General features: G+C 70.5%; 14 protein-coding genes. 10 read left to right on the plus strand and 4 right to left on the minus strand.

Going from position 1 to position 15,626, the window contains the following annotated elements:
• Positions 1–461 precede the first annotated feature (461 nt).
• The 7 genes from A3CE_RS0120655 to nicT all read left to right on the plus strand — a co-directional run bounded on the left by A3CE_RS0120655 (position 462) and on the right by nicT (position 10,202).
• Positions 462–1,292 carry an HAD family hydrolase gene (locus A3CE_RS0120655; protein ID WP_020642013.1) on the plus strand — a complete coding sequence of 277 codons (831 nt, stop codon included), beginning with the start codon at positions 462–464 and terminating at the stop codon, positions 1,290–1,292.
• A gap of 820 nt (positions 1,293–2,112) precedes the next feature.
• A complete protein-coding gene (locus A3CE_RS0120660; protein WP_020642014.1) occupies positions 2,113–3,852 on the plus strand; it encodes a glycoside hydrolase family 3 protein in 1,740 nt (579 codons plus the stop codon).
• Positions 3,849–5,132, plus strand: a complete 1,284-nt coding sequence (locus A3CE_RS0120665) for an exo-beta-N-acetylmuramidase NamZ family protein (RefSeq protein ID WP_026468689.1) — start codon at positions 3,849–3,851, stop codon at positions 5,130–5,132. The genes A3CE_RS0120660 and A3CE_RS0120665 overlap by 4 nt, the downstream gene beginning before the upstream one ends.
• A 47-nt stretch (positions 5,133–5,179) precedes the next feature.
• Positions 5,180–6,913 carry a serine hydrolase domain-containing protein gene (locus tag A3CE_RS0120670; RefSeq protein WP_020642016.1) on the plus strand — a complete coding sequence of 578 codons (1,734 nt, stop codon included), beginning with the start codon at positions 5,180–5,182 and terminating at the stop codon, positions 6,911–6,913.
• A 238-nt stretch (positions 6,914–7,151) separates the two neighbouring features.
• On the plus strand, positions 7,152–8,126 hold the full coding sequence (locus A3CE_RS0120675) for a MurR/RpiR family transcriptional regulator (RefSeq protein WP_425387548.1): 975 nt from the start codon (positions 7,152–7,154) through the stop codon (positions 8,124–8,126).
• A gap of 23 nt (positions 8,127–8,149) precedes the next feature.
• Entirely contained in the window at positions 8,150–9,079 is a 930-nt protein-coding gene (locus A3CE_RS0120680; RefSeq protein ID WP_020642018.1) for an N-acetylmuramic acid 6-phosphate etherase, read from the plus strand.
• A 100-nt stretch (positions 9,080–9,179) separates the two neighbouring features.
• The gene (nicT, locus tag A3CE_RS0120685) at positions 9,180–10,202 is read left to right on the plus strand and encodes a Nickel transporter NicT (RefSeq protein WP_245589812.1); all 1,023 of its coding nucleotides are present in this window, start codon (positions 9,180–9,182) and stop codon (positions 10,200–10,202) included.
• Here nicT and A3CE_RS0120690 read toward each other — a convergent pair.
• On the minus strand, positions 10,138–11,331 hold the full coding sequence (locus A3CE_RS0120690; protein ID WP_051183926.1) for an MFS transporter: 1,194 nt from the start codon (positions 11,329–11,331) through the stop codon (positions 10,138–10,140). The genes nicT and A3CE_RS0120690 overlap by 65 nt on opposite strands.
• Positions 11,332–11,386: 55 nt before the next feature.
• On the opposite strand from A3CE_RS0120690, the gene A3CE_RS0120695 reads away from it, so the two are divergent.
• Positions 11,387–11,692, plus strand: coding sequence for an ArsR/SmtB family transcription factor (locus tag A3CE_RS0120695; protein WP_020642021.1), 306 nt, complete (start codon positions 11,387–11,389; stop codon positions 11,690–11,692).
• 5 nt (positions 11,693–11,697) lie between these two features.
• On the opposite strand, the gene A3CE_RS0120700 is transcribed toward A3CE_RS0120695, so the two are convergent.
• Positions 11,698–12,558, minus strand: coding sequence for a helix-turn-helix transcriptional regulator (locus A3CE_RS0120700; RefSeq protein ID WP_020642022.1), 861 nt, complete (start codon positions 12,556–12,558; stop codon positions 11,698–11,700).
• A 123-nt stretch (positions 12,559–12,681) separates the two neighbouring features.
• Here A3CE_RS0120700 and A3CE_RS0120705 point away from each other — a divergent pair, with 123 nt between their 5' ends.
• Entirely contained in the window at positions 12,682–13,599 is a 918-nt protein-coding gene (locus A3CE_RS0120705; protein ID WP_020642023.1) for an NADP-dependent oxidoreductase, read from the plus strand.
• Here the strand turns inward: A3CE_RS0120705 and A3CE_RS0120710 are convergent.
• Complete coding sequence (locus tag A3CE_RS0120710; protein WP_020642024.1) at positions 13,596–14,318, minus strand: Fic family protein; 723 nt, start codon at positions 14,316–14,318, stop codon at positions 13,596–13,598. The two genes, A3CE_RS0120705 and A3CE_RS0120710, sit on opposite strands and share 4 nt — an antisense overlap.
• Entirely contained in the window at positions 14,315–14,812 is a 498-nt protein-coding gene (locus A3CE_RS0120715; protein ID WP_020642025.1) for a phosphoribosyltransferase, read from the minus strand. Before A3CE_RS0120715 ends, A3CE_RS0120710 begins: the two co-directional genes overlap by 4 nt.
• A gap of 112 nt (positions 14,813–14,924) precedes the next feature.
• On the opposite strand from A3CE_RS0120715, the gene A3CE_RS0120720 reads away from it, so the two are divergent.
• Positions 14,925–15,527, plus strand: coding sequence for a GNAT family N-acetyltransferase (locus A3CE_RS0120720; protein WP_020642026.1), 603 nt, complete (start codon positions 14,925–14,927; stop codon positions 15,525–15,527).
• The last annotated feature ends 99 nt before the right edge of the window (positions 15,528–15,626 follow it).

The following is a 15,626-nucleotide window of genomic DNA, read 5'->3' on the forward strand; positions in this document are numbered from 1 at the left end:
CTCGCGCGCGCCCGCGACGCACCTGCGGCGGAAATGGCCGCGAAAACCCGCTTTCGACGATCTCGCCGCGTTGCCGAAACCCGGACCCGGCGCCCGAGAGAAAGGGGCAAAGGTAAACGGGAGGCAAGACGGCGGCCCCGGCGAGAGGCGCGCGAAAACGGGAATCAAAGCCGGGGCGAAGAAAAGCAAGGGGAAGGTAAGAGGGCGGCCCCCGCCAGGGGGGAGGGACGGGGGCCGCCGTGGGTTCAGCCCCGGGGGGTCGGACTGAACCGGCCCGGTTGGACACCGGGCTCGTTCACTGTAACTCCGCCCGGCACCGGTTCGCGCGCCGGGCGAGGCACACAGTTCGGTAACGGCACAGCGCGCCCGAAGTGCCTGCCTGTCATGGATTTTCCGCCCGCCGCGACGCGCGCGTGGTGGATCAACGGGACGCGCCTCGATCAAGCTTCTATCCTGGGCGGGTGGCCGAACCGAGCAGCGCGCCGTCGCGCATCCGGAAGCCGGGCCCGGAGCACGCGGTGGCCGCGTTCTTCGACCTGGACAAGACGATCATCGCTTCGTCGAGCGCACTGGCGTTCAGCAGACCATTGCTCAAAGAGGGATTGATCAACCGTCGCGCCGCGTTGCGCAGCGCCTACGCGCAGCTGGTGTTCTCGCTCGCCGGCGCCGACGAAAACAAGACCGAACGGCTGCGCGCCGAGGTTTCCGCGCTCTGCGCGGGCTGGGACGTCGCCCAGGTTTCGGCGATCGTCCGCGAAACCCTGCACGACGTCGTCGACCCCCTCGTGTACGCGGAGGCGGCGGAGCTGATCGCGCGTCACCACGCGGACGGGCACGACGTGATCGTGCTGTCGGCGACCGGCGAGGAGGTCGTCGCGCCGGTGGCGGAGATGCTCGGCGCGACCCGGAGCGTGGCGACACGGATGCAGATCGTCGACGGCCGCTACTCGGGCCAGGTCGACTTCTACTGCTACGGCGCCAACAAGGCCGTCGCCGCGAAGCAGCTCGCTGCGACCCACGGTTACGACCTCGCCGAGTGCTTCGCCTACACCGACTCGAGCACCGACATCCCGCTGCTCGAGGTCGTCGGGCACCCGCACGCGGTCAACCCGGACAAGCTCCTGCGGCGCGAAGCCCTCGAACGCGGCTGGCCGATCCTGGCCTTCGACCGGCCCATGTCGCTGCGGACCCGGCTCCCGACGCGGTCGGCGGGGATGGTGGCGCTCGGTGTCGGCGCGGTGGCCGCCGGGGCGACCTGGTACGGCATCAGCCGTCGCCGTCGGTCCCGATAACCGCGCGCCGGCCACCCACACGGCCGTAAGGCCTCCACTTTGCTTGGCCCAGCCCCGAATTGTCCGTCGCGCAGGGTGCCCGTGTCACCCGATCCAGCCTCTGTACCGGTGCACCCGTACGCGCACTTGAAGTGACCGGGCTCACGGCGTAGAAAGTAGGTGCGGACGTTCGGTCGGCCAGGGAGCAGGTAGAAGAGAAGCCTGTTCCACCCCGGCAAACCTCCGTGCGCGGACTCCGGGTACCCACGCGCAGCGCGCCGCGGGAGGCTCGTCGTCTAGGGACTGCGTAGTGGGACGCCACACGCCGAGTCCATGTAGGTACGACCAGAGTTGCACGCTTGGTCGCCCGAGAAGTTCGCGCTTGCAGGCGGCGCCCGTGGCCCTCGGCCATGGGCGCCGCCTCGTCTATGTGGGGGACACACCGGGGTGGGATCTCGTCGGGGCGGTTGCGCGCGAGATGCGGGATTACGCATCACCCGTGATCAACGGGGCATCTCCTGTGAGCGGGGATGGATCTCGCGTGATCGGAGCCGTGACTCGCGTGATTGGGCCCGTGACTCGCGTGATTGGGGCCGTGACTCGCCACCCGTTCGGCCTCATCGGCATCTTGCGAACGGCGAATTTCCTACCGATCCGGGTACGACTGGACCGTTCGCGCGGTCGGTCGATGGACATCACCGGATTCGGTGAGTAGCTTCCCGATACTGGCGCCTCCGAGTGGACTTCTGACCTCACCACCGGGCGCCCGCTACTTTCTGGGAGGCTGGTCGTGACGACCCGAAATCGGAGGTTCCATGCGCTCGCCCTGCCCGTCGCGGGGGTGCTTGCCCTCACCGGTGTGGGTGTCGCGACCGCCGCGAGCGCGCCGCGCGTGAGCGCGGACGCCCAGGCCGAGGCCGCGGCGACCCAGGCGCTGCGCGGGCTGACGCTCGAGCAGAAGGTCGGGCAGCTGTTCGTCACCTGGGTCAACGGCAAGTCGGCCGACGAGGTCAACGCGAAGAACCAGGCGGACTTCGGCGTCGGCACCCCGGCGCAGGTGATCGAGAAGTACCACCTGGGCGGGGTCATCTACTTCAACAACGACACGCGCGACAACTTCGACGACCCCGTCCAGGTCGCGAAGCTGTCCAACGGCCTCCAGAAAGCCGCCGTGACGAGCGGGGCGCACATCCCGCTGCAGATCGCGGCCGACCAGGAGGGCGGCACGGTGACCCGGATGGGCGCGCCGGCCACCGAGTTCCCGAACGCGATGGCGATCTCGGCCGGGCGCGACACCAGCCGCGCGACGAAGGCCGCGACGATCCTCGGCCACGAGCTGCGCGCCGTCGGCATCAACCAGGACTTCGCGCCCGACTCGGACGTCAACTCCAACCCCGTCAACCCGGTCATCGGCGTCCGGTCCTTCTCCGGGCAGCCGGGCCTGGCCAGTGACTTCGTCACCGCGGAGGTCAAAGGGTTCCAGAAGACCGTGGCGGCGACCGCCAAGCACTTCCCCGGCCACGGCGCCGCGCCGACCGACAGCCACACCGGGCTGCCGCGGATCGACAGCACCGAGGCCTACTGGCGGGCCAACGACGTGCCGCCGTTCAAGGCCGCGATCGCGGCCGGCATCGACTCGATCATGACCGCGCACATCCAGTTCCCCAGCCTCGACCCGTCGCTGGAACCGGCGACGCTGTCGAAGCCGATCGTCACCGGCAGGCTGCGCGACGAGCTGGGCTACAACGGCGTCGTGATCACCGATTCGCTCGAGATGGAGGGCGTGCGCAAGCTGCACAGCGACGCCGAAATCCCGGTGCTCGCGCTGAAGGCCGGCGTCGACCAGCTGCTCATGCCGGTGCACCTCGACGTCGCGATCAACTCCGTGCTCGACGCCGTGCGGTCGGGAGAGATCCCGATGCGGCGGATCGACCAGAGCGTGCTGCGGGTGCTGAAGCTGAAGTTCAAGCGCGGCATCCTGTTCTCGCCGTTCGCCGACGCCGGCAAAGTCATGAAGACCGTCGGCATCCCGGCAAGCCTCAAGACGGCCCAGGACATCGCCGACCGCGGCATCACGGCCATCGCGAACGACGCCGGCCTCCTGCCGCTCAAGCAGAAGCCCGCGACGGCGCTCGTCACCGGCTGGGGCGTCTCGACGACGGCGTCCCTCGCTCAGAAGCTGACCGCCCACGGCACGGCCGCGACGGCGTACCCGACCGGTCAGGCCCCGACGGACGCGCAGATCGCGCAGGCGGTCGCCAACGCCAAGAACACCGACCTCGTCGTCGTGCTGACCAACAACATCGCCGCCTTACCCCTCCAGACCAAGCTCCTGGAAGCCCTGCAGGCCACCGGAAAACCGGTCGTCGCCGTCGCCGCCCAGATCCCGTACGACGCGGGCTTCCCGACCACGGTGAAGACCTGGCTGGCCACCTACGGTTACATCGGGCCGACCCTGGAGGCGCTGGCCAAGGTCATCCTCGGCGAGACGAAACCGGTCGGGAAGCTGCCGGTCGACATCCCGGCGGGCGCCGACGTGCACACCGTGAAGTACCCATTCGGCCACGGGCTGACGTGGTGAACCTCGACCGCCGGCACTTCCTCGGCGCGGGCGCGCTCGCCGTTCCGATGCTGGCGGGCGGCTCCGCCGTCGCCGGAGCCCAGCCCGAGCAGGCCGGCCGGCCCGAGCAGGCACAGAACCACGGCCGCGTCCTCACCGGCGCGGAGCAACTGGCGGCGCAGGGCTGGCAAGCTTTCAAGGGCCGCAAACTGGGCGTGCTGTCGAACCCGACCGGCGTCCTGCTGAACGGTGACCACATCGTCGACTCGATGGTCGCGGCCGGGGTGAAACCGGTCGCGGCCTTCGGCCCCGAGCACGGCTTCCGCGGCAGCGCGCAGGCCGGCGGCTCCGAGGGCGACTACACCGACCCACGCACCGGCGTGCCGGTATACGACGCGTACGGCGTCGACGCGACGAAGCTCGCTTCGCTGTTCACCAAGGCGGGCGTCGACACCGTCGTGTTCGACATCGCGGACGTCGGCGCGCGCTTCTACACCTACATCTGGTCGCTCTACACCGCCATGGTGGCCGCGGCCAGGACCCAGGCGGCCTTCGTCGTGCTCGACCGCCCGAACCCGCTCGGCGGCCGGGCGGCCGGGCCGGTGCTCGACCCGAAGTTCGCGTCCGGGATCGGGCGGAAGCCGATCGCGCAGCAACACGGCATGACCGTCGGCGAGCTCGCCCGCTTCTTCGCTGAAGAATTCCTCCCCGGCGAAGGCGTGCAGCTCCAGAAGCTCGACGTCGTCCAGGTACGCGGTTGGCAGCGCGACACGCTCTTCGCGCGGACCGGCCTGAACTGGGTCCTGCCGAGCCCGAACATGCCGACGCCGGACACGGCGCTCGTCTACCCGGGCACCGGGATGTTCGAAGGCACGGTGTTCTCCGAGGGCCGGGGCACCACCCGGCCGTTCGAGATCATCGGCGCGCCCGGGCTCGACTGGCGCTGGCGAGAAAAGCTCGAAGACCTCGCGCTGCCCGGGGCGAGGTTCCGCGAGACCTACTTCGTGCCGACGTTCGGCAAGTTCGTCAACCAGACCTGCGGCGGGGTGCAGGTGAGCGTCGACGACCCGCGGGCCTTCGACGCGATCCGGACCGCGGTCGCCATGCTCGTCACGGCGAAGGCCCTGCACCCGGACCTCTTCGCCTGGCGTCCCGACACCTACATCGACAAGCTCTCCGGGTCCGATCGCCTGCGGACCATGGTCGACGCCGGTGCGGGCGTCGACGAGGTCACCGGCGCCTGGCGGGCCGAGCTGGCCGAGTTCGACCGGAAACGTCGCCGCTACCTGCTCTACCGCTGAGAGGAAGAGTCGTGCGTGCTAGGAAGGTCCTCGCCGCGGCCACCGGAGTGCTGGTCGCGCTGACCACGTTGACTGTGTCGGACTCGGGAGCCAGCGCCATCACCGGACGCCACGACACCGGCGCCGGCCGGTTCGACCGGCCGCACCAGGGCTTCGCCGCGCCGTGGACGACCCTGCGGGACGGAAAACCCCAGGATGCCGGCCTCGACCCAGCGCCGATCAAGGCGGCGGAGGACTTCCTCGCGAGCTGGACGAAGCCGGACGCCACCGGGCACCCGCACTTCTCCGGTGCGGTCGGCCTGCTCGCGCACGACGGCGTGGTCGTCGACCGGTACGCGGTCGGCGGCGCGCTGCGGTACGCCGACGCCAAGGGCACCGAGCTGCCTGCGGACCAGCAGGTCCCCATGAAGAACGACACGATCTTCGACATGGCGTCGATCTCGAAGCTGTTCACCTCGATCGCCGTGCTTCAGCTGGTCGAACGCGGGCAGCTGACCATCGACACCCCGGTCTCCCGCTTCTTCCCGGAGTTCGCCACCGGCGACAAGGCCGCCATCACGGTCAAGATGCTGCTCACCCACACCTCCGGGTTCGCCGCCGACCCGATCCCGTCGCTGTGGGCCGGCTACCCGGACATCCCGTCGCGCCGGCAGGCCGTGCTCGACAGCCCGCTGAAGAACAAGCCGGGCACGACCTACCTCTACTCGGACATCAACCTGCTGACCCTCGGCTTCATCGTCGAGAAATTGACCGGGCAGCCGCTGGACAAGGTCGTCCACGACCGGATCACCGCGCCGCTCGGCATGACCGACACCGGGTACAACCCGCCCGCGGCGAAGCTGAACCGGATCGCCGCGACGGAGTTCGAAGCGAACCCGCCGCGCGGGATGGTGCGCGGCAGCGTGCACGACGAGAACGCGTGGTCGCTGGGCGGCGTCGCCGGGCACGCCGGCGTGTTCAGCACCGCGAGCGACATGGCTGTGCTGGCCCAGACCGTCCTCAACGGCGGCAGCTACCGCGGGCACCGCATCCTGCGCGACGACACCGTGCGCGAGATGCTGACGAACTACAACCAGCAGTTCCCGGACGACTCGCACGGCCTGGGCTTCGAGCTCGACCAGCCCTGGTACATGGGTGCGCTGGCGTCGCCGGTCAGCGCCGGGCACACCGGTTTCACCGGGACGACGCTGGTCATCGACCCGGAGTCGCGGTCGTTCGCCATCCTGCTGACCAACCGGGTGCACCCGACCCGCAGCTGGGGTTCGATCAACACCGCGCGCCAGGTTTGGGCGACGTCGCTGGCCAGGGCCATGGCCGTCCGGCCGGTGGTCGGCAAGGACGCCTGGACGAGCACCCTGGGTAACGTCGGCGTCGCCACCCTGAGTACTCGGCCCTTTACTACGCATAGTGATCAAGCAAACGTTTCCTTCTTCGCTTTCGTGGACACCGAGGGCAGCAGTGATCCACTTCAGCTGCAGGCCAGCACCGACGGCGTGAACTGGCAACCGATCGCCGTATCGGTATCCGGACCGGGCGCACCCTCCGGAAGCGTGACGTCGCTCTCCGGACACGGGCACCGTGCCTGGTGGAAGGTGGTGGCCGCGGTGCCGCAGGGCTCGGCGGTGAGCCTGCGGTGGCGTTACAGCACCGACCCGAGTTACACAGGACGAGGGGTTTCCGTGGACGGTGTGAAAGTCACCGAGAGCGGCCGATCACTCCTCGACGGTGAACGAGACCCCGCCTTTTTCGTCGCAGAGGGTTGGCAATTGAGCTCTCGGTGACCCCTCCGTCGCCGAACGTCGACCAACCGCCGGAATTTACCGTCCTCTTGCTGCTTGCACCGCGACACTAAGTTGCCAAGTCGTTAGCTTGACCTCGTTAACAAGGTCGACCCTGTTGGCGACTTTCTGGTCAACGATTAATCGCAAATCTAGATCCGCAGACACGGACGGGTTGCGATCGTACCGAAGGGTGTGGGTAGCCTTGTCGCAAATGCCAACGGTTAGTAACTTTCCGACGGTGAGTGATACCGAATCCGTAGTCGGCCCGGCACCGTCCGAGCCCGTATCGGTCCAGACGGCCGTGCGAGACGCCGACTCCAGCCCGCTGGTGCGGATCCGGTCCCTGCTCCCCGGTCTGGCCCGCGCCGAACAGCGCGTGGCCAAGGTGGTGCTGGAAGATCCCGCGCACGTGGCGCGGCGCAGCATCACCGAGGTGGCCCTGGCCGCCAACACGAGCGAGACCACGGTGACGCGGTTCTGCAAGGCCGTCGGCGTCGGCGGGTACCCGCAGCTGCGCATCGCGCTGGCCGCGGACACCGCCCGCACCGAGGCGCGGACCACGCGCAACCTCGGCGGCGAGATCGGCCCGGAGGACGACCTGGCCGCCGTGATCGGCAAGGTCAGCTTCGCCGACGCGCGGGCCGTCGAGGAGACGGCCGACCAGCTCGACGTCGCCACGCTGCAGCGCGTGATCGAGGTCGTCGCGAACGCCGGCCGGGTGGACGTCTACGGCGTGGGCGCCAGCGCGTTCGTCGCCGCCGACCTGCAGCAGAAGCTGCACCGCATCGGCCGCGTGTGCTTCGCGTGGTCGGACACGCACATCATGCTCACCTCGGCCGCGGTGCTGAGCCCCGGTGACGTCGCGATCGGCGTCTCGCACACCGGCGCGACCACCGACACCGTCGAGGCGCTGCGCGTGGCGCGCGAGCACGGCGCGAACACCATCGCCGTGACGAACTTCCCGCGCTCGCCGATCACCGAGGTCGCCGACCACGTTTTGACCACCGCGGCGCGGGAAACCACCTTCCGTTCGGGCGCCACGGCAAGCCGCATCGCCCAGCTGACCGTCATCGACTGCCTGTTCATCGGCGTCGCCCAGCGGCACATGGACGCGTCGGTCAACGCCCTGGACGCGACGAGGGACGCAGTCGGCTCGCACCGCTTGGGGGTCAGGCCGGACGGTCGTCGCCGTCCGCGGGAAACCGGCAAGTAATGACCGACGAAAATGTGAGGCGCATGATGACCGTCCCCGTGCAAGCGGTGCACGTCGATTCGCCGACCGAGACCCGCAATCCCCGCACCACGGACATCGACCTGATGTCCACCGCGGGGATCCTGGGCGCGATCAACGCCGAGGACCGCACGGTCCCCGGTGCCGTCGCCGCCGTGCTGCCCCAGGTGGCGCGCGCGGTGGACTACGCGGTGGACGCGCTGCGGGCCGGGGGCCGGGTGCACTACGTCGGCGCGGGCACGTCCGGGCGCCTGGCCACCCTGGACGCGGCCGAGCTCGTGCCGACGTTCAACGTGCCGGGCGACTGGTTCATCGCGCACCACGCCGGCGGCGAGCGCGCGCTGCGCCAGGCCGTCGAAAACGCGGAGGACGACTCGGCGGCCGGGGCCGCCGAGATGGCGGCGATGGTGCAGCCGGGTGACTTCGTGCTGGGGCTGACGGCGTCGGGCAGGACGCCGTACGTGCTGGGTGCGCTGCTCGCGGCGTCGCGCCAGGGCGCCCGGACCGGGCTGGTCTCGGGCAACGCCAAGGCCGCCAAGCCCGCCGGGGTGGACGTGCTCATCGCCGTCGACACCGGCCCGGAGGCGATCGCCGGCTCGACCCGGATGAAGGCGGGCACGGCGCAGAAGATGATCCTGACGTCGTTCTCCACGGCGACGATGATCAAGCTCGGCCGGACCTACTCCAACCTGATGGTCAGCATGCGGGCCACCAACGCGAAGCTGCGCGGCCGGACCATCCGGATCCTGCAGGAAGCCACCGGCATGACGATGGCGGACTGCTCGGACGCACTGACCGAGGCCGGGGGCGACCTCAAGGTGGCGCTGGTGCACCTGCTCTCCGGCGAGGACGTCAAGAGCGCGGCGAAGGCGCTGCACGTGTCGGGCGGGCACGTGCGCAAGGCGCTGGACCTGGTCCGCGTGCGGGCAAGCTAGACCTTTATCTGTTCATCTGTCTAACCTCTCAGGTGTGAGGGACACGGGCGAGGACTCGCGGCGTGGGCTGTCGCGCCGCGAGTGGGTGTCGATCGGCGGGATGGCCGGGTTCGTCCTGCTGCTGAACGTCGTGGGCTGGGGCGTGCTCACGGCGTTCGTCGCGCCGCACCACTACGCGCTGGGCACGTCCGGCGTGTTCGGGATCGGCCTCGGCGTAACCGCGTTCACGCTGGGCATGCGGCACGCGTTCGACGCCGACCACATCGCCGCGATCGACGGCACCACGCGCAAGCTGATGGCCGACGGACGGCGGCCGCTGTCGGTCGGGTTCTGGTTCTCGCTCGGGCACTCGACGGTCGTCTTCGCGCTGTGCTTCCTGCTCTCCCTCGGCGTCCGCGCGCTCGCCGGGCCGGTCGAGGACGGCTCCTCGGCGTTGCACGAAACCACCGGCCTGATCGGGACGTCGGTGTCCGGCGTGTTCCTGTACGTGATCGCGATCCTCAACCTCGTGGTGCTCGTCGGGATCCTGCGAGTCTTCAAAAAGATGCGCCACGGCGAGTTCGACGAAGCCGCGCTCGAACGCCAGCTGGACAACCGCGGCGTGCTGAACCGGTTGCTGCGCGGTGCGACGAAGGCCGTGCGCAAGCCGTGGCACATCTATCCGGTCGGGCTGCTGTTCGGGCTGGGCTTCGACACTGCGACCGAAATCGGGCTGCTCGTGCTCGCCGCGGGCGCCGCGACGTTCGCGCTGCCGTGGTACGCGATCCTCGTGCTGCCGGTCCTGTTCGCCGCCGGGATGACCCTGTTCGACACGGCGGATGGCTGCTTCATGAACTTCGCCTACGGCTGGGCGTTCGCGAAACCGGTGCGCAAGATCTTCTACAACATCACGGTGACCGCGCTGTCGATCGCGGTGGCACTGGTCGTCGGGACCATCGAACTGGTGTCGATCCTGGCCGAGCAGCTGGACATCACGTCGGGTCCGCTGGCCGCGATCGCGTCGGTCGACCTCGACTACGTCGGCTTCGGGATCGTCGGGTTGTTCGTGCTGACCTGGGTCATCGCGCTGGCGGTGTGGCGGTTCGGGCGGATCGAGGAGAAGTGGTCGGCGAAGCTGACCTGAGAGCGGCGCCCAGCGCGGCGACGGCGGCGAGCGCGCCGACCGGCCCGACCCAAGCCGGCCCCGCGGCGGCGAGCACGACCCCGCCCAGTGCCGAGCCGAGTGCGCCACCGACGTAGATCGCGGAGCCGTTCAGTCCCAATGCGACGGTCGGAGCGTCCGGCGCGAGCGTGAACAGCCGGTGTTGCTGCGGCACCATCAGCATTCCGCCGAAGACACCCGAGAAGAGCGCGAGCAGCAGCGTGCCGGGCAGGGACCGCACGGCCAGGTCCAGGACGGCGAGCACCACCGCGGTGCCCGCCAGCGAAAGCGCGAGGACGCGGGCCGGGCCGAAGCGGTCGGTGGCGCGCCCGGTGACGGTCGTCCCGATCACCTGGCCGAGCCCGGACCCGACCAGCACCCACGACAGCACGGCGCCGGTCGCAACCGGCGCGACCAGCACCGGCAGGTAGACGAACACGGTGAAGCCGGCGAGCGTGCCGGAGATCGTCACGAGCAGGACCCGGGCGACCGGGCGCCGGCGGACCACCTCGAGCCGCGCGCGCAGCCCGGCCGCGGGCAGCCGGACCTCGGGGATGACCGGGATCAGCGCCGCGACGACCACCGCGACCACCCCGATCCCCCACATCACCGCGCGCCAGCCGAACCAGGTCCCGGCCAGCACGCCGATCGGGACGCCCAGCACCATCGACACGCTCATCCCGGCGGCGACCGTGGCGAGCGCGCGGCCACGGCGTGCTTCGGACGAGAGTGCGCCGGCGAGGACGTAGGCGTTGGACTGGAAGGCGGCCGCGCCGATCGCCGCGAGCAACCGCGCGAGGGCGACCACCGCGAACGACGTGCCGAGCGCCTGCCCGGCCATGCCGGCGGTGAACAGCGCCATGCCGCCCGCCAGCAGCCACCGGCGGTCCCAGTCACCGGTGAACGCGGCGATGAGCGGCGACGCGATCGCGTACGTCAGGGCAAAGACCGTGGTCAGCTGGCCCGCGACGGACTCCGTCACGTGCAGGTCGGCGGCGATGGCCGGCAGCAGGCCGTTGAGCACGAACGCGTCGGTGCCGACAGTGAACGTGCCCACCGCGAGGACGAGCAGGACCCCCAGCCGATCATTAGATGATCGTCGAATCGTCATGTGGCCCATGATGGGGGTACACTTCGATTGTTGTCAAATAGTCGAAGGGAAGGTCGTGGCCCGGACACTGCCGCAGCCGGCGCGCGAGGCGATCGAGATCGTGCCGGTGCTGCAAGCGCTCGCCGACCCCGTGCGCCTGGAACTGGTGCGCGAACTGGCGAAGGTGATCGAGCCGCGCAGCTGCGCGCTCGGCGAGTACGACGTCGACATCACCGCACCGACGCTCTCGCACCACTGGCGCGTACTGCGCGAAGCCGGTTTGACGACGACGTTCGTCGAAGGCCGGACGCGCTGGGTCGAACTACGCCGCGAAGACGTGCAGGCGCGGTTTCCCGGGCTGCTGGACGCCGTCCTCGCCTAGCTGCTTCATGAACTCCGGCTCGGCGGAACTGTCGTGACGCACCGGTGCTGCGGGCCGAGGACGCGCAGCATGTCCAGGGCGTCGGTGCCCCCGGGCGGCGGGGTGAAGATCCGCAGCCGCTGGTCCGTCGCGGGCGTCGCCAGCACTTCGCAGTCGAACTCGATCGTGCCCAGCTCGGGGTGCACCAGCCGGTAGCGGTGGGCCCGGCGGACCGCGACCTCGTGCCGGTCCCACAGCGCCGTGAACTCGGCGCTGGCCGTGCGCAGCCGCGCGACCAGCGCGCGGGACGCCGTGTCGCCGCCGCGGTGGGCCACCGCGGCACGCAGGTCGGCGACCAGCTCCCGGCCGTGCTCCTCGTGCTCCTCGGCCGCGAAGTGGTCCCGCACGGCCGGCTCGGTGAACCAGCGCAGCACGACGTTGCGGTCGCCGGCGGCCACCGAGCAGACGCAGCCGAACAACGCCAGCGCCAGGTCGTTCTGCGCCAGCAGGTCACCGAGGTCGCTCAGCACCTGGACCGGGACGCCGTCGAGCCGGTCGAGCAGGTACAGCAGGCCCGGCCGCAGGTGCTCGCCCGCCCGCGTGCCCTCCGGCGGGCGGTGCCCGGCGAGCAGGTACAGGTGGTCGCGCTCGTCCTCGGTCAGCCGCAGGGCCCGCGCCAGCGCGGCCAGCAGCTGCCCGGACGGCTGCGGGCTTCTGGCCTGCTCGAGCCGCATGTAGTAGTCGGGCGACATCCCGGCGAGGGCCGCGACCTCCTCCCGGCGCAGGCCCGGCGTACGCCGCCGCGGTCCCTCGACCAGTCCGACGTCCCGCGGGCCCAGCCGTTCGCGGGACCGGCGCAGGAAGCCGGCGAGGTCGGCGCGCTGCATTCCCATGTGTCCATGGATAGCACCGTTCACCGGGCGCAGCCTCGGACCGCCGGTCCTAGGCAGACCGCTCCGTTCCCGGGCCGGCCGCGAAGCGGCACGGTCGAGGGGACGAAAGGAGCACAGATGAAGGCGGTGCGGTTCCACGAGTACGGCGGGATCGACGTCCTGCGGGTGGCGGAGGTGGCGCGTCCGGTGCCCGGCCCCGGGCAGGTGCTGGTCGAGGTCCGCGCGGCCGGGATCCAGCCCGGCGAGACGATGATCCGGCAGGGCGCCCGGCACGGGCGCTGGCCGGCGACGTTCCCCTCCGGGCAGGGCACCGACCTGGCCGGCGTCGTCGTCGAGACCGGTCCGGAGGTGCGCGGGGTCGCGGTGGGCGACGAAGTCATCGGCTTCACCCACGAGAGGGCGAGTCACGCGGAGTTCGTCGTGGTCGAAGACGTCCGGCTGACCCCGCGTCCGAAGGGGCTGTCCTGGGAGGTGGCCGGGTCGTTGGCCGTGGCGGGCACGACCGCGTATGCCGCGGTCTTCGCGGTCGACCTCGAACCGGGCGACACGGTCGTCGTGTCGGGGGCGGCAGGCGGTGTCGGCTCCCTCGCCGTGCAGCTGGCCCGGCGGCGCGGCGCCACGGTGATCGGGCTGGCGAGCGAGCGGAACCACGCCTGGCTGGCCGGTCACGGCGTCACCCCGATCGAGTACGGGAGTGGCGTGGCCGAGCGGATCCGGCAGGTCTCCGGCGGCAGGGTCGACGCGTTCATCGACACGTTCGGCGAGGGCTACGTCGAGCTGGCGATCGAGCTGGGCGTGCGGCCCGAGCGGATCGACACGATCCGCGACTGGGCGGCCGCGGCACGGGTCGGCGCCCGTACCGACGGCGAAGGTTCGGCGGCCTGCGCGGTCGTGGTCGGCGAGCTGGCCCGGCTCGCCGCGCGCGGACAGCTCGAAGTACCGATCGCCCGCACCTATCCCCTGGAGCGGGTCCGGGACGCCTTCCGCGAACTGGAGAGGCGGCACACCCACGGCAAGATCGTGCTCAAGCCTTAGGAAGCTGCGTCCGAAATGCTCTTCGCTTCGCGCGCACCGGCTTCGAACGCTTCGCAGCAGAAGAGCAACCACGCGCGGACGCCTTCGGGCGTCCCGCTCGCGAAGCCGTCCGACGCCGCCAGGTACTGCGGGACACGCCGGAAGAACGCGACTTCGGGCACGCTCAACGACTTCGGGTCCAAACCGGACGCGACCATCGTCAGCCGCGCGGCCGCTCGCGCGACGACGCCGTCCGCGCTGCCGAACGGCTTGAGCGACAGCAGTTCCCCGTGCACCACGGCCGTCAGGACCGGGCCGGGGACCGACGTCGCGCCGGTCACCAGCTGGGCGAGCAGTTCGAGACGGCCGCCGCCGGAATGCGGGCGCCCCAACGCATCCGGGTGGTCGACGAGGTCCGCCGCGGCCAGGACGTGCAGCCGCGCCAAGGCCTGCATCGGCGCGCGGCGCCAGGTCGGCAGCAGCGACTCCAGCGTCTCCGCGACGCGCAGCGCGCCCGCGAGGACCGGGTCGGCGACCGCGCCGTCCGCGGGCAGTTCGGGGTTCGCACCCTCGATGCCGGCGGACGCGCGGGCGGCCCGCACCGACGCCTCCGCCGCCGTCGCCGCACCGCCGCGGAGGTTGGCCGGGAGACGGTGGACCGCGAAGACGGCGTCCTGCGCGGACTTCGCCGCCGCGGCGACGCCTTCGAGGTCGAGCAGAGGCTTGAGCGGATCAGTCATGCGTCGAGCACCTGTCCTTCGCGCCGGACCACGGGCGGCAGGACCGACCACGGGAAGTTGATCCACTTTTCGGTGTGCCGCCAGACGTACTCGCACTTGACCGTCGAATGCGGCTTCTCGTAGACGACCGCCGAACGCACCTCGGCGACGTGCTCGAGGCAGAAGTCGCGGACCAGCTTGAGCGTGGCGCCGGTGTCGGCGACATCGTCGGCGATGAGCACCTTCTTGCTCGTGAGGTCGACGAGGTTGGGCACCGGCGGCAGCATCACCGGCAAGTCGAGGCGCTGGTCGACGCCGGTGTAGAACTCGACGTTCATCACGTGCAGGTTCTTCACGTCGAGCGCGTAGCCGAGCGCGCCGGCGACGAAGAGCCCGCCGCGGGCGATGGACAGGATGAGGTCCGGCGCGAAGCCGTCTTCGGCGATGGTGTGAGCCAGTTCACGGCTCGCCGTGCCGAACAGCTCCCAGCTCAGCTCTTCCCGCTCTTCGGCCATCGATCTCGCCCTTCGTCGTGGTCCGCCGAGCATAGGCAACGGGGAAGTGGTACCTGAAGATGCTCGAAAATTGGCTATCAGAGACGGCCATTATCGGCTTTACGGTGATCCCGTGAGCGACTGGAGCACCCTCCCGACCCTGTCCGGCGAGCACGTCCGCCTGGAGCCGTTGACCCGCGAGCACGCCAAGGGCCTGTTCGAAGCCGGCACCGACCCGGGCATCTGGGCGTGGCTGAGCACCCGGCAGCCCGCGGACGTCCCGGCCGCCGAACGGCTGGTCGAGCAGGCGCTCGCCGACCCCGACCGGCGGCCCTTCGCGCAACTCGACGCCGCCTCCGGGCGCGTCGCCGGGACGACGTCGTACTACCAGGTCGTCGAGAAGCACCGGATCCTGTCGATCGGGCACACCTGGATCGGCGCGGACTGGCAGCGCACCGGGCTGAACACCGAGTCGAAGCTGCTCCTGCTCGGCCACGCGTTCGAAACCCTTGGCGCGCAACGGGTCGCCTGGGAGACCGACATCCGCAACCTGCGCTCGCAACGCGCCATCGAACGGCTTGGCGCGCTTCGCGAAGGCGTGCTGCGTGCGCACCGGATCCGGCCGGACGGTTCCTCGCGCGACACCGTCACCTATTCGATGCTGGCGCCCGAGTGGCCTGCGGCGAAGGCACGGCTGAACGAACGCTTAGTCACCGCCGCTCGCCTGCCACGGTGAACCGGCCGAGCCACGTGGGTGCAACCTTTTACAAGGCGGACTAACGTCGCTAGCGTGCCGCTAGCCGTCGTTTCGGCGCACTACAGGAGGCCTTGCACC

It is taken from the genome of Amycolatopsis balhimycina FH 1894, from assembly GCF_000384295.1.
GTDB lineage: Bacteria > Actinomycetota > Actinomycetes > Mycobacteriales > Pseudonocardiaceae > Amycolatopsis > Amycolatopsis balhimycina.